12 protein-coding genes and 1 rRNA gene are annotated in these 20435 nt (G+C 41.1%); 11 read left to right on the forward strand and 2 right to left on the reverse strand.

What is annotated here, in order from left to right:
• Positions 1-457 precede the first annotated feature (457 nt).
• Positions 458-573: ribosomal RNA gene (gene rrf / locus ACYVIL_RS07460) — 5S ribosomal RNA — on the forward strand.
• Between the two features lie 618 nt (positions 574-1191).
• Positions 1192-3012 (forward strand): DUF885 domain-containing protein, encoded by a 1821-nt coding sequence (locus ACYVIL_RS07465; RefSeq protein WP_460312065.1) that lies wholly within the window; start codon positions 1192-1194, stop codon positions 3010-3012.
• A gap of 254 nt (positions 3013-3266) precedes the next feature.
• On the opposite strand, the gene ACYVIL_RS07470 is transcribed toward ACYVIL_RS07465, so the two are convergent.
• Positions 3267-3827 carry a GNAT family N-acetyltransferase gene (locus tag ACYVIL_RS07470; protein ID WP_460312066.1) on the reverse strand — a complete coding sequence of 187 codons (561 nt, stop codon included), beginning with the start codon at positions 3825-3827 and terminating at the stop codon, positions 3267-3269.
• Positions 3828-3969: 142 nt separating this feature from the next.
• Entirely contained in the window at positions 3970-5796 is a 1827-nt protein-coding gene (gene typA, locus ACYVIL_RS07475) for a translational GTPase TypA (RefSeq protein WP_460312067.1), read from the reverse strand.
• Positions 5797-6340: 544 nt separating this feature from the next.
• On the opposite strand from typA, the gene ACYVIL_RS07480 reads away from it, so the two are divergent.
• From ACYVIL_RS07480 to ACYVIL_RS07520, 9 genes are all read left to right on the forward strand, one after another.
• Positions 6341-7807, forward strand: coding sequence for a NarK family nitrate/nitrite MFS transporter (locus tag ACYVIL_RS07480; RefSeq protein ID WP_460312068.1), 1467 nt, complete (start codon positions 6341-6343; stop codon positions 7805-7807).
• Between the two features lie 34 nt (positions 7808-7841).
• Positions 7842-9569 (forward strand): protein kinase domain-containing protein, encoded by a 1728-nt coding sequence (locus ACYVIL_RS07485; protein WP_460312069.1) that lies wholly within the window; start codon positions 7842-7844, stop codon positions 9567-9569.
• 316 nt (positions 9570-9885) lie between these two features.
• Entirely contained in the window at positions 9886-12486 is a 2601-nt protein-coding gene (gene nirB / locus ACYVIL_RS07490) for a nitrite reductase large subunit NirB (protein WP_460312070.1), read from the forward strand.
• A gap of 5 nt (positions 12487-12491) precedes the next feature.
• Positions 12492-12839 (forward strand): nitrite reductase small subunit NirD, encoded by a 348-nt coding sequence (gene nirD / locus ACYVIL_RS07495; protein WP_303476066.1) that lies wholly within the window; start codon positions 12492-12494, stop codon positions 12837-12839.
• Complete coding sequence (locus ACYVIL_RS07500) at positions 12840-15662, forward strand: nitrate reductase (RefSeq protein WP_460312071.1); 2823 nt, start codon at positions 12840-12842, stop codon at positions 15660-15662.
• Between the two features lie 80 nt (positions 15663-15742).
• A complete protein-coding gene (locus ACYVIL_RS07505) occupies positions 15743-16792 on the forward strand; it encodes a glycosyl transferase family protein (protein WP_460312072.1) in 1050 nt (349 codons plus the stop codon).
• A 168-nt stretch (positions 16793-16960) separates the two neighbouring features.
• Positions 16961-17578 (forward strand): ANTAR domain-containing response regulator, encoded by a 618-nt coding sequence (locus tag ACYVIL_RS07510; protein WP_303476060.1) that lies wholly within the window; start codon positions 16961-16963, stop codon positions 17576-17578.
• A gap of 15 nt (positions 17579-17593) precedes the next feature.
• On the forward strand, positions 17594-18682 hold the full coding sequence (locus ACYVIL_RS07515; protein WP_303476058.1) for a CmpA/NrtA family ABC transporter substrate-binding protein: 1089 nt from the start codon (positions 17594-17596) through the stop codon (positions 18680-18682).
• Positions 18683-19084: 402 nt separating this feature from the next.
• Positions 19085-20428 (forward strand): CmpA/NrtA family ABC transporter substrate-binding protein, encoded by a 1344-nt coding sequence (locus tag ACYVIL_RS07520; protein WP_460312080.1) that lies wholly within the window; start codon positions 19085-19087, stop codon positions 20426-20428.
• The last annotated feature ends 7 nt before the right edge of the window (positions 20429-20435 follow it).

Raw genomic sequence — 20435 nt, forward strand, 5'->3', positions numbered from 1 at the left:
AGATAGGCAGGGTGTGGAAGCGTTGTGAGGCGTTAAGCTAACCTGTACTAATTGCCCGTGAGGCTTAACCATACAACACCCAAATGTCTTTTATAAACGCGCGTTGCGCTGTCGTGATAATATGCTGCTCTTGATATAGAGAGTGGGGAAGGGGACCTTTCTGACATATTATCTACTCGCTAAAGGAAAAGCGAAAACAGTCAACCGTCAGTTTAAAAGTATTGGTGTTGTAAGTGTGACAAGACAACATAAAATAGGCTCTGAATAAGAGCAAGAGTACGCAACTCCATTTGATTACACAGCTTCCAAGTTTGTTAAATAACGACATGTTTATTGACAAGGTGAGGACATACCTAGACGAATATAGGTAATGATAGTCACCTTGCGCAAATGTCATCTTGAAAAGCAGCCGTCGCTTCGCGACGCAATATGCTTCGATGAATTTGCACGATTTATGTCTGGCGACCTTAGCGACACGGTACCACCTGATCCCATTCCGAACTCAGAAGTGAAACGTGTTAGCGGCGATGGTAGTGTGGGGTTTCCCCATGTGAGAGTAGCACATCGCCAGACTCCCATTTAGAGAAAGGGCTATCCGAAAGGGTAGCCCTTTTTTATGCCTGCGATTTACCTAACGAAGCGCCTTTATGAGCAATGATATAGGTAGCCTTCCTTCTAAGCGCTGCCGCGCAAGTGCCACCAACGGGGAAACCTAACCCATCGGTGTGTTATGCAATACCTGTCCACGTAATAAGCCGCTAGGTGTCACACATCCATGTGGCGTCTTCCAGTGCAGCATCCCTGCTGCCCGTTCCGTCGCTTAACGCTTCTGCGAAGCTAAAAACAACCGACTCCACCCCCATGTGAGAGCATATATAATGGTGTAGCTCGGGCTTTAGCCCGTGGAGTGGTGAATGACCTAATGTATTATTTAAAGGCTTCAGATAGGCTAACTCAGCTTGCGCAAACAAAACTCAATAAACACCATTCTCTACTCTCCGTGACTTGTGTCAATATCAATTGGAAGCTGATCCACTTGATCAATCAAAATGTGATCCACTACTTAGTAGCGCTATCCATTAGTAACCTTGCTGCTCACAGTGCTATTTCGTTCGCAATTTGTTATTCACAATAAATCATAATTTTGTCATAGTTGGTTTGGGAAATAATAAAATAAAAATTGGATTAATAATGAAGAAATTTTTTAAATGGACAGGCTTGTTACTACTTACACTTATATTGTTTGGTGGTGCCTTAGGCGCACACGAGTGGTATGCGAAAAAACCTCTGTTTTTTCGCGTGTTTTTAGATCGTACCTTAATAAAAATAGCATTAGATAACCCTGAGCTTTTGACATCCATTGGCGTTTTGGATGGCATGGGATTCAAAGGTCATAATGCTAAGTTGAATGACGACAGCTTAGAAAAAAATGACGAAATGTACGTACTTATGAAAGAAGTACGGGAAACCTTATTAGACTACTCAGACAGTTCTTTAGATGAATCTCAACAGTTGTCGAAAGAAATCGCTCTTTATCTGCTCGACGCAGGGATCGCGTCAGAACCCTATCGCTTTCACGATTATCCGGTAAATCAATTATTTGGTATACAAAGTAACTTTCCAAGTTTTATGGATTCTCAGCATCAGGTGAATGAACTTGAAGATGCACAAAATTATATCTCTAGATTACAAAAAGTAGAGGTTAAGTTCGCACAGAATATGGAAGGCCTAATTGCAAGAGAACAAAAGAACATTATCCCACCTCGTTTTGTCATCGATAGAGTGTTGACTGAAATGCAAGCGTTTGTGGATTTACCTGCAGAAGAGAATATTCTATACACCTCATTGCAAGGAAAAATTGATAAAGCAGCCAATTTCACTGAAGAAGATAAGGACAATGTTCTTAAAGAAACAGCACAAACCATTAATCAATATGTCTATCCTGCATATCAATCATATATAGAATATTTCGAAAATCTTAAAAGCAAAGCTGGAACAGATGATGGTTTGTGGCGCCTAGAAGGCGGCGATATTGCCTATAAACAAGCATTAGCGTTTTTCACTACTACAGATTATAGCGCTGATTACATACATCAGACAGGATTATCTGAAGTGGATAGAATTCAAAAACAAATATTAACGATTTTGGAAGCAGAAGATTTTGATGTTAGCGATGGCTTTACCACTGCAATTGAAGCATTAAAAAATGATGAACGATTCTATTACCCTGATACAGATGAAGGTCGAGCTCAAATTTTAGCGGATTATCAAACGATCTTAGATGAAATAAATGCCGCTATGGGGAAAGTATTCAATGTGCTACCTAAAGCCAGTATGGAAGTTAAACGGATACCTGAGTTTAAGGAAAAAACAGCGCCAGGTGCGTACTATCAACAACCCTCTATGGACGGTTCAAGGCCAGGCGTTTTTTACGCTAACCTTTATGACATTAAAGCCACTCCTAAGTATGGAATGCGCACGTTAGCTTATCACGAAGGTATTCCGGGGCATCATTTCCAGGTTAGTATTTCAATGGAGTTGGAAGGCTTACCTATTTTTAGAACTTTATCACCCTTTACGGCATATACTGAAGGTTGGGCTTTGTATGCAGAGCGTTTAGCTTGGGAGTTAGGATTTGAAGAAGACCCGTATGACAATATTGGACGATTACAGGCTGAACTCTTCAGAGCTGTTCGTTTAGTTGTTGATACAGGGATCCACGCTAAAAAGTGGACTAGGGAAGAAGCAATAGAATACATGTTAAACAATACTGGGATCGCAGAGAGTGATGTGGTTTCTGAAATTGAGCGTTATATAGTGATGCCGGGGCAGGCTACTTCTTATAAGGTTGGAATGATGAAAATTCTAGAACTAAGAGAAAAAGCTAAAGTTGCCTTGGGAGATAAATTTAATTTGGCTGATTATCACGATGTAGTATTAAAGAATGGCGCAGTTCCTTTGGAAATATTAGAACGTCTAGTAGATCAATATATTGAAAATACATCTATTTAAATTCATGCTGATTGAATAGTCCAAGCTACAGGTTGTGCATCAATTTTCAGATGCACGACCTATTTTGTAAAAAGCAACATGAGTGAGTTTGAATCTAACTCTTCATCTATGATTAGATAAAAACCATTTTGAGATTATTCGCTTTTTGCACGTCATATAGTTATTAAACGGCTAACGGCTAGGTCCGTTGAGTTAGATTAATCAAAAGGTTGTTTTGTTGTGCTTTTATTTTATCGATATTTGTATTTGCAATTTTAGGTAGTGCGATCTTCTCTTAATAGACCGTACATATCCATATCATGGAAGTCCTCATTCCAATAGCATTTACCGCGTAGGGTTCCTTCAAATTTGAAGCCAAGCTTTTTCAACAATGCGCCAGAGGGGATGTTAGAAGGTAAGGCTAGGGCTTCGATTCTATGAATATAAAAATGAAAGTCAGAGGAAAATAGATAGTCGGTAATTTTTCGGACCGCTTCTGAGGCAAAGCCATTTCCCCAATATTTTTGGCTTAATTCGTAGCCAAGCACTGCACTATGATCATATTTATTCCAGTGGGTAAAACCGCAAGAACCAATATAGTCTCCATTTTCTTTATTGCGGATGGCCCAGCGAATACCATTATCACTAGTGAATCGAGAGTCAAAATACTCTACTAACCTATCTGCTTCATGAATGTTTTTAAATAGTTCAACATCATAATGCTCCACCACTTTAGGATCTGAGAAAACCTCAAATATAGATTGCCTATCTAGTTTAGTTAACTGATCTAATCGAAGTCGGTGGGTTTCAAAAACTGGGAAGGGTCTTGTTTGCATTCATTCAATCTATGGGGTTAGAAATGGATATCTTATTATTAACTATATGCAGGAATATGCAACGTAGTCGGATTTTTCGTTTCATACAGATATAAAAAAACCGGCATTTTCAGCCGGTTTTTTATAAAGTCTCTAATACTGACTATGATTCTTTACTGCGGCTAGCGCGTTTTCTTTCATTTTCAGTCAGTAACTTCTTACGAATACGAATGCTTTCAGGGGTTACTTCTACTAATTCATCATTATCGATAAATTCTAGAGCTTGCTCAAGAGACATTCTTACCGGCGGAACTAGTGTCTGAGCTTCATCAGTACCAGATGCACGAACGTTCGTTAATTGCTTACCTTTAAGGGCGTTTACAGTCAGGTCGTTGTCACGGCTGTGAATACCAATAACCATACCTTCATATACTTCTACACCGTGACCAATGAACAAGCGACCACGTTCTTGTAGATTAAACAACGCGTTGGTTAGTGCTTTACCTGTTGCGTTGGCGATTAGTACACCGTTCTTACGTTGACCGATTGAACCGCCTTTATGTGGGCCGTAATGATCAAACGTATGGTAAATCAAGCCTGAACCTGAAGTCATTGTCATAAAGTCTGTTTGGAAACCAATTAAACCACGGCTTGGGATCATGAAGTCCATACGAATACGACCCTTTCCATCAGGAGACATATTGGTCAATTCACCTTTACGAAGCCCAATTTGTTCCATAATAGAACCTTGATGCTCTTCTTCGGCATCAATGGTTAATGTTTCAAAAGGTTCGTGAATTTCACCATCAATTTCTTTCAATATTACTTCTGGGCGAGAAACGGCTAATTCATATCCTTCACGACGCATGTTTTCAATTAATATACCCAAATGTAGTTCACCACGTCCTGATACGCGGAATTTATCCGGATCTTCTGTTTCTTCTACTTTTAAGGCTACGTTATGAATTAATTCGTTTTGTAAGCGCTCAAGAATATTACGAGATGTAACGTATTTACCTTCTTTTCCTGCAAATGGAGAAGTATTCACCTGGAAAGTCATGGTTACGGTAGGTTCATCTACAGATAATTGAGGTAAGGCTTCTACCGCATTGGGATCGCAGATGGTGTCAGAGATTTTTAATTCACCTAAACCGGTGATGGCAATGATGTCACCAGCTTGTGCTGAATCAACTTCGTGTCTTTGCAAACCAAGGTAACCTTGTACCTGACCTACTTTACCGTTGCGCTTAGTGCCATCAGCCATTACAACAGTGACTTGTTGATTTGGTTTAACAACACCGCGAGTAACACGACCAACACCGATAACACCCACGTAAGAGTTATAGTCAAGTTGAGAAATTTGCATTTGGAAAGGACCTTCAGGATCCGCATCAGGGGCATCTACAACATCAACGATTGTTTGGAACAAATCTGTCATGTCTTCAGCTTGCTTATCGGCTTCTCTGGTTGCCCAACCGTTAAGTGCAGAAGCGTAAACAACTTGGAAATCCAATTGATCATCTGTTGCACCTAGGTTATCAAACAAATCAAAAACTTGATCCATTACCCAATCAGGACGTGCTCCTGGCTTGTCAATTTTGTTGATAACCACAATTGGCTTCAAGCCTTGGGCAAACGCTTTTTGAGTCACAAAACGCGTTTGTGGCATTGGACCTTCTTGGGCATCAACCAAAAGAAGTACAGAGTCAGCCATAGACATAACGCGTTCTACTTCGCCACCGAAATCGGCGTGTCCAGGAGTGTCAACGATATTAATACGGTAATCATTCCAGTTAATGGCTGTGTTTTTAGCAAGTATGGTAATTCCACGTTCTTTTTCAATATCGTTAGAATCCATAACCCGTTCTTCAGCTTCGCCTCGGCTTTCCAAGGTGCCTGATTGTTGCAACAACTTGTCAACCAAGGTTGTTTTTCCGTGGTCAACGTGCGCAATAATTGCAATGTTTCTTAATTTACTAATATCTTTCATTTTGTTCGGTAAGCCTGTACTTATAAATATGCTCTCGGATTGCTATTAATGCACAGTTATAAAGACTGGCATTGCCGAGGGTTACGTTTGGGCGCGGATTATACAGGTAAATAATGAGCAGCGCCCTATTTATTTGTGATCCAGGGAAACAATATTGAATTATTGATTTGTCGTTTCCATTATTTTTATCTTGATAGAATGTTGAAATGGCAGTTTTGATTTTTTCACACTGATTAAAAATGCTCATTCGGGTGCAGGCTTGCACCAAAGTGGATAGTGCTTCTTGTCTTCGAGAAAATTATTTTTTGTTAAGTTGTTGATATGTAATATATTTAGTTTGTTTTTTGTTGTGGCCTCATTTTTGCTTTTGAAAGACAAAAAATAAATATAAAGATCTACAAATCAATTAAACATATATGGCGAGATTTGCGACAGTGCATTTTCTTCGTCAGGCAATGAAGCCCGCACAATTTTCCTCTAATGGGGATTTTGAGTGGGTTTTTTTTTGCTCAATGAAAAGCGGAAGCGAACTAGGCGATATAAAATGAGTGCTGAAAAATTTAATCTAGTGTCTTTTACAGGCAAAATGAAAACACTGCATCTATCGTGGATGGCCTTTTTTATCACCTTTGTAGTGTGGTTTAACATGGCTCCATTAAAAGAAGCCATAGTCGACGGCGTTGGGTTGACGATTAGTGAATGGAAAACCCTATTAATCATCAATGTGGCTTTAACGATTCCTGCTAGGGTGTTAATTGGCTCATTAACCGACAAATTTGGTCCTAGACTGGTGTATTCCTCTTTACTAGCAATCTGTGCCATTCCCTGCTTTGCTTTTGCTCTGGCTAATAGCTTCGAACAGTTGTTAATTGCACGTTTTGCTATGGGCTGCATTGGCGCTGGTTTTGTTGTCGGGATCCGTATGGTAAGTGAATGGTTTCCTCCAAAAGAGTTAGGCACAGCTGAAGGTGTTTATGGAGGGTGGGGAAACTTTGGTTCAGCTGCAGCCGCTTTTTCTTTGCCTACCATTGCATTATTGTTCGGCGGTGACAATGGATGGCGTTATGCCATTGGGATTACCGGGGTGTTGAGTCTAATTTTTAGTGTTATTTATTATAAAAACACCACAGATACCCCTAAAGGTTCGACTTACTTCCGTCCAAAATATCTCGGGGGGTTGGAAGTAACTAGTGTGAAAGACTTTTATTTTTTATTGGTTATGAAAACGCCAATGTATTTGGCTTTGGCTCTACTTAACTGGAAGCTTTCACCAAACGGTGTTTCTTTATTAAGTAATGATGTGGGAACAATATTGTATTTGAGTCTTGCAGCACTATACATTTTCGATGTGTATAAAACCTACCAAGTGAATAAAGATATTTTTACCACCCCTGTTCCAGAAATTCACAAGTATGAATTTAAGCAAGTGGCGGTGTTAAATATATTATATTTTGCGACTTTTGGTTCAGAATTGGCGGTAGTCTCCATGCTGCCAGCTTTTTTTGCTGATACCTTTACGTTAAACATGGCCACCGCCGGATTATTAGCGGGAATGTATGCGTTCATGAACTTAATGTCTCGTCCAGGCGGCGGCCTGATATCTGATAAATTTGGACGTAAACCAACATTATTGATACTCACTGCCGGTTTAGCATTGGGTTACTTTGCAATGAGCTTTATAGATGCAACCTGGCCAATTTGGTTAGCGGTAGTCGTCGTAATGGCGTGTTCATTTTTTGTTCAATCTGGAGAGGGAGCCGTTTTTGCTGTGGTGCCGTTAATCAAACGTCGTTTAACAGGGCAAATAGCTGGGATGACAGGAGCATATGGCAACGTTGGAGCCGTTGTGTACTTAACTGTTTATTCCCTTGTAGATACCTCTACCTTTTTCATTGTGATTGCGAGTACAGCGGTGTTGGGCTTCGTAGCATTATTATTTATGAAAGAACCAAGTGGCACCATAACGGAAGTTAGAGAAGATGGTAGTGTCGAACTGATAAACGTCACATAATATAAATTGTCATAGTCCATTTAGGATCTTTAGCTTGCAAAAACTTCACCTCGAATTTGGTGGTTATTCAACAGCTGGTGTTAAAGAAGAAAACCAAGATGCCTTCGCAGCTTGGTTGCCAACGGGCTCTGAATTAACCAGTAAGGGAGCGGTTGCAACTATTGCCGACGGAGTAAGTTCATGTAGTAAGGCAAAGGAAGCAGCAATCACCTGCGCCACAAATTTTATTCAAGACTATAGTCAAACACCCGAAACCTGGACAGTAAAGCGAGCCGCTACCCAAGTATTACAGGGCTTAAACCGGTGGTGTACAGGCCAACATGAATATTCATTGGGTGATCATAGCCAAATGGTCACAACTTTTAGCGCGCTGATCTTTAAGTCAACCACTGCATTTCTATTTCATGCTGGAGACAGCCGTATTTGTCGGTTACAGCAAGGTGATTTTGAGCAACTTTCCACAGATCATCATGCTCGTTTTGGCAATAAAAAAGTCTTAAGTCGGGCTATTGGTATCGAAAATAACTTAGAAGTGGACTTTCGGACATTTGAGCTTAGAAAAAACGACTTGTTCCTATTAACGACAGACGGTGTACACGAATTTGTTAGCACCAAACAAATACAATCTATACTCAACCATTGGTTAGCAAAACCTAACATCAGCCTAGAAGAACTCGCCAAAATCATAGTGGACTCAGCCATTAAAGCCGGTAGCGATGACAATTTAAGTTGTTTGTTGATTAAAGTTGCTCAGCTACCTCAAGGTGATCTTAATGAATACCATCGTCAATTAACTCGTTTAGCTATGCCGCCCGCTCTCAAAGAAGGGATGAAGCTTGAGGGATACCGAGTGTTGGAGCAGATTTTCAATGGCACACGAAGTAGTTTGTACAAAGTGATAAAAGAAGAGACTCAAACTTTGTATTGTTTAAAAACACCTTCCCAATATTTTGTTGATGATCCCATTTATTTGAGCGGATTTTTACGAGAAGAATGGATAGGACAAAAACTCAATCACGTCAATATCATGAAAATTATCCCGCGCCCTGAAAACGCTAAATTTATGTATCATGTTTGTGAGTTCATTGATGGGCAAACTTTGCGTCAATGGATGTTAGATAATCCCGCACCAACCATTGTCGAAGTCAGAAGTATTATTAAGCAACTTATCGCTGCGCTGCGCATTTTTCAGCGTCAAGATATGGTTCATCGTGATATCAAACCTGAAAACGTAATGATTACTACTGCTGGAGAAGTCAAACTTATTGATTTTGGTACAGTTTATGTAGATGCTATAGCGGAAACCCAGGTTTCCCAAGATGAGAGTGTCCCTGTGGGATCTGTGAATTATATCGCACCAGAGTATTTACTCGATAATCAATTTGATTTTCGCTCTGACTTATTTTCAGTCGCTGTAGTCTGTTTTGAGATGTTAACAGGGCATTTGCCTTTTAAAGGGTTTTCTCCTCAGTCTTCCTCTGGATTGACCGCAGAAAATTGGCGGTACCTTTCCCTAAGACAGTTTAGACCCGATTTACCTCAATGGTTGGATATTACTCTGGCCAAAGGATTAGTGACCAATCCACATCTGCGTTACCAAGCATTTTCTGAGTTTTTAATGGACTTGAATAAGCCAAACACCATTATGTTGGCTCAAACTCAGCACCGACCGCTGATTCAAAGGCATCCCCTTAAATTGTTCAAAATGGTTGCCCTAATTGAGTTTATTATTATCTTATTGTTACTCAGTTATCTTAGCTAAATTAATTCGTTAGTAGAATCTACATTGATGCCCTATTTTAGTTAATACTTGCACCAATACACGGCACGCTGAGGTGTTTTTATTATCTGTTATTTATCTATCTGATTGATAAATATATTAATTTAATTTTGGCCTAATTAATGCTTTAGATTAACCAGAGCTAGATAATGGCAGTCAACAACTGCTGTGTCTATTACACAAAATTCAATAGCTAGCCATGGCGGTTAGTTATACTCGGCAACGAAGCCCGCAAAATCTGTAAAGCAGATTTTGCGGGCTTTTTTCGTTTCTGGGGTGATTAAATCAGAGGCATATTATGACCACAAATGAACAGTTAACTCGCATTGTCGTAGTCGGTAACGGAATGGTAGGACACCATTTTGTTGAACAACTTATCCAACAAAGTGAAGAGGTATATGGGAAAAATCGCTTCCATATTACAGTGTTGTCTGCTGAGCCAAGATTGGCATACGACCGTGTTCATTTATCCGAGTATTTTTCTGGTAAAACCGCAGATGAACTTTCTTTAACCAGTGCGGAACACTATCAACAACTTGGTGTAAATTTCCAGGTCAATGCACGCGTAAATGATATTGATAAGCAAGCTAAAACAGTGGCGATTGAAAGTGGTGAAACCTTAAGTTATGACAAACTTATTTTAGCCACGGGCTCATTTCCATTTGTGCCGCCGATCCCTGGTAACGACCAACCTCACTGTCTGGTGTATCGCACCATAGAAGATCTCGAAGCCATTAGTGCATCTGCAAAAGTGAGCAAAGTCGGTGTGGTAGTAGGAGGGGGCTTATTGGGGCTAGAAGCAGCCAATGCCCTTAAGCAAGCCGGATTGAAAACTCACGTAGTAGAGTTTGCCCCGCAACTGATGGCTGTCCAAGTAGACGTCAGCGGTGGTCGGGTCTTAAAAGACAAAATTGAAGAGCTTGGTGTAGAAGTACACACCCAAAAAGCAACTCAGAGTATCGAAACGGGTGATAACAGTCGTTATAAAATGGTTTTCGCTGACGGTGAAATTCTTGAAACCGACATGATCTTATTTTCCGCAGGGATTCGTCCGCAAGACAAACTTGCCAGAGAGTTCGGGATTGCCATTGGCGAACGCGGTGGCATTGTGGTGGATGATCACTGCCTAACCAGCGACCCAGATATTTATGCTATTGGTGAGTGCGCGTTATGGAATAACTTTATCTTCGGTTTAGTTGCGCCGGGTTATACCATGGCTAGAGCTGCAGCTAGCAATATCGTAGGTGGTGATGTTGCATTTGAAGGTGCAGACATGAGCACCAAGTTAAAATTGATGGGCGTTGAAGTTGGCTCTATCGGTGATGCACACGCCAGAGAGCATGGTGCATTAACCTATACTTATGAAGACCAGGTATCTGGAGTCTATAAGAAAATTGTAGTCAATCCCGAGACTAATAAATTAACCGGATCTGTGCTTGTTGGCGATACCAGCGATTACGATACTTTATTGCAATATGCTTTAAATGAAATTGATTTACCTGAATTTCCTGAAAGTCTAATTTTACCCTCATTCGGTGAAGGAGCGCCTACCTTAGGAGCGGATGCCTTGCCCGATACCGCAACGATTTGTTCATGCCATAACGTGACTAAAGGTGACATTGTTGCCAGTCTTGATGGAGGGGCTTGTGATTTAGCTGCCGTTAAAAGTTGCACTAAAGCAAGTACTGGTTGCGGGGGTTGTGCTGCGTTGTTGAAGTCGGTTACCGACAGTGAGCTTGAAAAGCGTGGTGTAGAAGTTAAAAAAGATATTTGTGAACACTTTGCTTATTCGCGCCAAGAGTTGTTCCATATGGTCAAGGTGGGTCAAATAAAAACCTTCGATGAATTGTTGGAAAAACATGGTACCGGGCTAGGTTGCGAAATTTGTAAACCTGCTGCCGCTTCTATTTTGGCTTCTATATGGAACGACTTTATCCTTGAAAAGCCTCATGTCACCTTGCAAGACACCAATGATACCTATTTAGCTAACATGCAAAAGAACGGCACTTATTCAGTGGTGCCGCGCATTGCTGGCGGAGAAATTACCCCTGATAAACTCATTGTGCTGGGTCAAGTGGCGAAGAAATACAACTTGTACACCAAAGTTACCGGTGGGCAACGAATTGATTTATTTGGCGCTAGAGTGGAACAACTTCCACTTATTTGGGAAGAATTAATTGATGCAGGTTTCGAGACCGGTCATGCCTATGCGAAATCACTCCGAACCGTTAAATCATGTGTGGGGAGTACTTGGTGCCGCTATGGCGTGCAAGACTCTGTTGGTCAGGCTATTGATATTGAAAACCGTTACAAAGGTCTTCGTTCACCCCACAAATTAAAGATCGGTGTTTCAGGTTGTACTCGTGAATGTGCCGAGGCCCAGAGTAAAGATATCGGCATTATAGCCACTGAAAATGGTTGGAACTTGTATGTTTGCGGTAACGGTGGAATGAAACCTAGACACGCAGACTTATTTGCAACGGATCTCGATACCGAAACCTTGATTAAATACATCGATAGAGTGTTGATGTTTTACGTGCGCACGGCCGATCGACTGCAAAGAACTTCGGTCTGGATGGAAAATATGGAAGGTGGACTTGATTACTTAAAAGACGTGGTAATTAACGACTCGTTGGGATTAGCCGCTGAGCTAGAACAACAAATGCAGCATGTCGTTGATAGCTATCAATGTGAATGGAAAAGCGCCATATCTGCACAAGAGTCCCGTAAGCGCTTCCGTCAATTCGTGAATAGTGAAAAAACCGATAGCAACATTATTTTTGTGGAAGAACGTAACCAAATCCGTCCTGCTACAGAAAATGAAGTCAATAACATGTTAGGCACTGCGAAGCCAGTTGCTGAAACTGCCTCAACTATCAATATCGTAGAAGTGGAGTAAGGATTATGAGCATGAGTGAAAATTGGATTAATGTATGTGAACCTTCCGACTTGGTCGATAATTCTGGCGTTTGCGCCCTTATCGACGATGTTCAAGTGGCTATCTTTAAAATTTGTCATGGAGATGAGCAACATCTTTATGCCATGAGCAATTGGGATCCTATCGGCAAAGCCAACGTTATGTATCGAGGTTTAGTCGGTTCTGTAATGGATGAACCTTTTGTTGCATCTCCTTTGTACAAACAACGCTATAAACTAACATCCGGTGAATGTGTAGATGACGAGAGTATTCAAATTGCCGTGTACCCAGCGCGTATTGTTGATCAGCAAGTCCAGCTTCAAATAGTGAACTAAATGAGTGCTCATATTCCACTTAGTTCGATAGTTGCTGCAGACGGAGATCGAGCTTTTCAGTGCAAACCGTCAGCAACATTGGCAAAAACTACCTGCCCTTATTGTGGTGTGGGATGTGGTGTTGATGTTGAGATAGCCAAAGTCGCCGTGGAAGGAGAATTGCGATTAAATCAAGTAAAAGGTTCTTCCGATCACCCGGCTAACTTTGGTCGACTATGTGTTAAAGGTAGCAAGTTGTTGGAAACCAATGGCTTAGAAGGCCGTTTATTAAGCCCTAAAATTCAAGGGCAAGAGGTAGATTGGCATCAAGCCACTGAGCACGTTGCCAGCAAGTTTACTCAAATTATCGCCGAGCATGGCCCCGGTGCGGTCGCGTTTTATGTTTCAGGTCAATTATTGACGGAAGATTACTACGTCGCCAATAAATTAATGAAAGGCTACATTGGCACTGCCAATATAGATACAAATTCACGTTTGTGTATGTCATCCGCAGTGTCTGCTTACAAACGTGCGTTTGGCGCAGATGCAGTACCATGTAATTACGAGGATTTAGAGCTTGCTGATCTCATAGTTTTTGTTGGTTCAAACGCAGCTTGGACACACCCTGTGTTATTTCAACGAATTGAGCGAGCTAAAAAGCTAAACCCAGCCATGCAAATCGTAACTGTTGATCCCCGTCAAACAGGCACTGGTGAGATAGCTGACCTACATTTAGGGATTAAATCTGGAACGGACACCGCCTTGTTTAACGGGCTACTTCGTTATTTACAGCAACACAGCAAACTTGACCAAAATTATATTGATACCAATACCCAAGGTTTTGCTGACGCATTAGCTTGTTCGAAGCCGTGGAGCATAGAGAAGGTTGCTAAAACCTGCGACATCCCCGAGGCCGACGTCGAAACCTTTTATCGATTGTTTAGTGATTCAGACCGTGTTATTTCCGCTTATACCATGGGGGTAAATCAGTCTAGCTCTGGCACAGATAAAGCGAACAGTATCATTAATTGTCATTTAGCCAGCGGCAAGCTAGGTAAAGAAGGTTGTGGACCATTTTCATTAACCGGACAACCAAACGCTATGGGTGGTAGGGAAGTGGGTGGTCTAGCCAATATGCTAGCGGCACATATGGACATAGATAATCCACAGCATCAACAAATTGTACAATCTTACTGGCAATCTCCTGCGATACCCAAACAGATTGGTTTGAAAGCCGTAGATATGTTTGATGAAGTGGACAATGGCAACATTAAAGCCATTTGGATCATGGCTACCAACCCTATGGTGAGCATGCCAAATAGAGGGAAAATTGCCCGTGCATTGGAAAAGTGTGAGTTTGTTGTGGTCTCGGATTGTGTTGCTAAAAATGACACTTTAGCCATGGCAGATGTGGTGCTTCCAGCTACTGGTTGGTCGGAAAAAAATGGCACTGTTACTAATTCAGAACGCCGTATTTCTCGACAACGAGGTATCCTACCAGCACCGGGGCTTGCTAAGCACGATTGGCAGATTATTTGTGACGTTGCCAAAGCAATGGGGTTTGAACAAGGGTTTAATTATGCAAATCCGTCTGAAATATTTCGTGAACACGCGGGTTTAACTGCGTACCAAAACAACGGCACTAGAGTCTTGAATTTATCTGCCTTGGAAAATATCAGCGAAAATGAATACAACAGATTAAAGCCTATTCAATGGCCAATTAGCCAGGATAGCCCGGAAGGGACTGCCCGATTATTTGCCGATGGACGCTTCTATACTCAATCTAAAAAAGCTCAGTTTATTGCAATACAGCCCAAAGCACCTGAAGTGACCACAACCGATGCTTTCCCTTTTGTTTTAAATAGCGGACGAGTTAGGGATCAGTGGCACACTATGACGCGCACTGGCAAAACCGCTGAATTGACTGGCCATATCGATCGGGCTTTTGTACATATGCACCCGTCTGATGCTAAAGATAATGGTATTTATGAGGGCGACTTTGTCCTTCTATCCTCTGGGACATCGTCTAAATTCACAGACACTGACAAACCTAAAAAAGTCATAATGCCGGTTAAGTTGCAGCAGCAACAGCGACGAGGGGAATTGTTTGTACCTATTCACTGGAGTGCCACTAATTCATCCTCTTCTGCAATAGCTGCCCTATACTCTGATGCAACTGATGCTATCTCTGGTCAGCCTGAACTAAAGCATACGGCGGTTAACGTGGAACTATGCCAATTTGGCAATCACGCTCAATTATTTACTCGAACTAAACTCAATCATAATTTATTAAATCAAATCGCCGAGTATTGGAGTGAAGTACCCATTGAACAAGGGTATTTAGTTTATTTCTCCACAAATCACGCCGATGTGGTCTCTGAATTGCAGGTTAACTTACCATTGTGCTCAGAGTGGTTTTCATCTCAGCAAAAAAATGACTTGGGTGAAGTGAGGAATACGTTTGCGTTGCGTGACGGTAGGTTGGATTTAGTGTTATTTAGTGACTCCAATGCACCGCAAATGGATGTTAATTGGCTAAATAGCTTGTTACAACTAGCCGCATTAGATGAGCAACAAAAGTCGGCTTTATTAAGAGCCATGCCGGATCCGGAGTTCGCTCAAGGTAGGTTGGTATGTAGCTGTTTTAAAGTCGGAGAAAACACCATAGTCGATGCAATTAATCGAGGTTGTAACTCCGTCGATAAATTAGGCCATGAGCTTAAATGTGGTACCAATTGTGGTTCTTGTAAAACGGAATTACAGCAATTAGTGAAGCGTCATATTTTTGAAGAGAATGTGACTATTCTCGACCCAGAACTTAAACCTTTGCAAACGGGAACATAACCTGTATTTTATGCGCCTGAATTTACACTCACTGTCATATTTAGGCTTAAAATAACAGCCGACTAAGGTATTTTATTCGAATGAACGAAAATCAGGAATTTAAACATTTCATCCGGATCATTGGCAGAGGCCAAAGAGCAGGTCGTACCTTGACTCAGCAAGAAGCATACGACGCAATGACCATGGTCATTGAAGAGCGTGTTACTCCGGAGCAAAAAGGTGCTTTCTTGATGTTGTTGCGCGTTAGAGAGGAGACTTCGGAAGAATTAGCTGGTTTTACTCAAGCATTTCGTCAACATTCCCTTGCCGGTTTGGATTCTCTGCATATTGATTTAGACATGGGCTGTTATGCGGGTAAAAGAAGACAATTACCTTGGTTTTTGTTAGCTGTATTAGTCTTAGCTCAACACGGAAAGCGCATATTTCTGCATGGCACCACTGAGCCTGATTCAAAAAGACTATACCTCAATGAAGTGTTACCACATTTAGGTTTTGATGTGGCAACATCTACCCAGATGGTTGCAGAACAACTCGCTACCCACGGGTTCAGTTATATGGGGTTAGAGCAGGTTAATCCGCAACTAGATAAAATTATTCAATTACGGGATCAATTCGGGCTGCGCTCATGTGCCAATACGCTTGCTCGCATTCTAAATCCGTCAAACGCAGACTATAGCCTGCAAGGTGTTTTTCATCGTCAAGTGGACGAGAAGCATAGACTCACTTGCGCATTATTAGATGATCCTAATATGTTATGTTTTCGCGGTGAGGGCGGCGAAATTGAGTTTAACCCTGAGCGTGATGTGGCACTACATATTTGTCGAAATGGCGAATCGAAAGTCATCAATGTTGCGGCTTTTAATGAAACTAGAGTAACTAAACCTCGTCAACTTATCGCCAATGAATTAATAGAATTTTGGGAAGGTAAAGAGAACAGCTATGCACAAGATGCTGTTATGGGAACATTGAGCGTTATGCTTGTGTTGTTAGACGATCTTGAATGGTCCGAAGCCCTCAATCAAGCCAAGGCACTATGGTCAATGCGCAATAAGAGCTGGCCTGGGCATGTTCAGCATAAAACAGTGACTAAGCCGTTATTCGATACCACAGGTAAACATTACGCACATTAATTTGCACAAAATTGGTGCACTTGCACAAGCAAATTAGAAAATGATTGCGATATTGCAAACGACTTTTGCTAAGTGTTTGATTTTATTAGGGGCATATTTATGGTGTGGAGATTGCTGTGACTACATTTATCCATGGTAATCCCTTCAATTCAAAGCTGGATATGTGTTTTGGCGAGTATTAAGAACAAACAAAATTTAGCTCAAAGCGCGAAAAACCTACGGATTCTGCTAATTGATGAAAATACTCATCGTGCTGATCTTGTTACTGCTGCTTTGGGTGATTCTCGCTATGAAATAAGCCATTTAGCCAGTCCATCAGGTACTTTGTTAAAGCAAGTAGATCAACTCCAACCAGATATTATCGTTATCGATATTGAGTCACCTAGTCGGGATATTCTGGAAAGTTTGCATACGATCAAAAATATTGACCCCAAACCTGTGGTTATGTTTTCTAGCGAAGAAGATACAGACACTATCAATCAAAGTATTGAATCTGGGGTTAGTGCTTATGTAGTGGGTGATCTTGAACCTCATCGGGTAAAACCCATATTAGATGCTGCTGTTGCTAGGTTTCGCGAATTTCAAAAATTGAAAACTGAGTTAAGCGATACCAAACAGCAACTAAATTCTCGAAAGAATATTGATCAGGCTAAACGAATACTAATGAAAAATAAAAATATCAGTGAAGACCAGGCATTCCATACTATGCGAAAAACGGCTATGGATACTGGTCAAAAGTTAGATGATGTGGCCAAAACCATAATATCGATGTTTAATTCGTTGTAAGTTGTAATACAAAACATGATGAAACCTGAAAAAACACAATTAACGTTAGGATTTAGCCCTCTTACTGATTGCGCCCCTTTTGTGGTTGCAAAAAATTTAGGATATTTTGAACACTGGGGTTTAGACGTAACTCTACAGAAACAAAATTCCTGGGCGACCTTGCGAGACAAGTTACATGCTGGTGTTTTAGATGCTGCACAGATGCTTGCCCCTATGCCCATTGCCAGTACGTTAGGATTGGGCGTTGCACCTATCCATGTTTTGACACCTATGGTGTTAAGTCAAAATGGTAATGGCATTACCTTATCTGAACCCCTGATTAAAGAGCTATTGTCGGTCAATAAAATTTTTCAGTTAGACTTTCCCCTTGATGCTAAACTTCTCAAAAACGTTATCGACTATCGAACCCAGCACAATCAAACCAAACTTTCATTTGCTACGGTATTTCCTTACAGTTGTCATCACTATCAACTCAAAGATTGGTTGTTGAGTGGCGGAATCACATTTGACGATGTAAATATCAGTGTTGTACCACCAATTAATATGGTCGATTCTATGTTAAGTGGTGATATCGATGGATTTTGTGTTGGTGGGCCGTGGAATGCCAAGGCCGTTCGCGGTAGTTGCGGCGTTACTGTGGTGACCTCATCTGACATATGGCAAGACTCGCCAGAAAAAGTGTTAGGCTTTTTGGCGTCATTTGCAGAAACCAATCCAAATACTGTTTTAGCAATTTGCGCGGCTCTCAAGCAAGCTTGTAATTGGTTGGACTCAGTACCTAATCGTTTTGAAACCGCGGTAATGATGAGTCAGGAAGGCTTCTTAGGTGAACCTTTAGAGATCATTACCCCCTCTTTATTAGGAAGTTGCTTAACGCAAGCAACCCTTTCCCCGCGCTCAGTCCCTTCTTACAATCAATTTGCTACTACTGTTGATGGCAAAGACGTCAATAATCCAGACGTTGAGTATGGTCAATGGTTGTTACAAAAAATGCAAGATAGTGGTCAAATTCCCGACAATACCGAAACCACAGGATGTATAGAAGGGATCTATCGCAGTGATATTTATCGTCAAATTTCCCCATTGTTAGCAAAGTTAGGTTAATGATTACCCTTAGATAAGAGCCCTGAAAATGCTGGAAGAGCACTTTTATGAGGCAATTTCAAAGTGCAAATTGCACTACAATGGTTTTCAAATAGTGAGATGCCATTAGTGATTCATCTTAAGTTGTTGATATTTAACGATAATAAAAGTTGGCATTAGTCGTGCTTTATAACGCTCGAGACAAAGGCTTAAAGCAAAAATAATAATCTAAGCGTTGTCCATCTAACATAATATCATTTGTCTGCAAAGTTGCAGTTATTTGATACGGCAAAGTAGCCCACGTGAACTTCAAGTTTTTGGAGTTGACGTGGGTTTTTTTTTGGAAAAAATTCGGAGTGGATTATGTCTCGAACAAAATGGTCGAATGCAGTTATTAAATTGGTATCGTCGATGCGTAAAGCTATGATTTTGGCCCCAATAGCCGTAGTGATTGGCAGCACAAGTTTGCATGCTCAAGAAGTGGGTTATCCGGAAAAAGAAGAGCTTAAGTTTGGTTTTATTAAATTGACCGATATGGCGCCGTTAGCCATAGCGTATGAAAAACGATTTTTTGAAGATGAGGGGCTATATGTCACTTTAGAGGCTCAGGCAAATTGGAAAGTCTTACTCGATAGAGTCATCGATGGGCAGCTAGATGGTGCTCATATGTTAGCAGGGCAACCATTAGGTGCAACTATAGGCTATGGAACGCAAGCCGATATTATTACTGCTTTCAGTATGGATTTAAACGGAAACGCTATCACTGTCTCCAATGATATTTGGAGTCAAATGAAAACCCATATTCCCCATGAAAATGGAAAACCAGTACACCCGATAAAAGCCGATGCGTTAAAACCGGTAATTGACAGTTTTAAAGACCAAGGTAAACCTTTCAAGATGGGAATGGTGTTTCCAGTATCTACTCACAATTATGAGCTTCGCTATTGGTTAGCTGCGGGTAACATCCATCCTGGTTACTATGCACCACACAAAGATGATACTAGCGGACAAATAAATGCAGATGCGTTGTTGTCAGTGACTCCACCCCCTCAAATGCCAGCCACTATGGAAGCTGGCACAATCGAAGGTTACTGCGTAGGTGAACCTTGGAATCAACAGGCTGTGTTTAAAGGTATTGGCGTACCCGTAGTCACTGACTATGAGATTTGGAAAGATAACCCAGAGAAAGTTTTTGGAGTCAGCAAAAAATGGGCTGAGGAGAATCCGAATACTCATATTCGCGTGGTTAAAGCTATGATTCGAGCTGCCATCTGGTTAGATGAAAATAACAATGCTAACCGTCCTGAGGCCGTGAAAATATTAGCTAAAAGCGCTTATGTTGGTGCTGACGCTGAGGTAATTGCAAACAGCATGGTAGGTACGTTTGAATATGAAAAAGGAGACAAACGAGAGGTTCCAGACTTCAACGTTTTCTTCCGTTATAACGCGACTTATCCATTTTACAGTGATGCCATTTGGTATTTAACCCAAATGCGTCGTTGGGGCCAAATTAGTGAGCAAAAACCGGACTCTTGGTACAAAGACATTGCCAAGCAAGTTTATCGTCCAGACATTTATGCTCAAGCTGCAAAGGCATTGATTGCTGAAGGCAAAGCGGATGCAAAAGATTTTCCTGAATTTGCTACTGAAACAGGCTTCAAACCTGCTCAGAAACACTTCATCGATAATATTGTTTATGACGGTACTCAGCCAAATGCTTATTTGGAAAAATTTACTATTGGAATCAAAGGTGACACTAAGCTTTAAAGCTTAG

The organism is Aliiglaciecola aliphaticivorans, assembly GCF_054782055.1.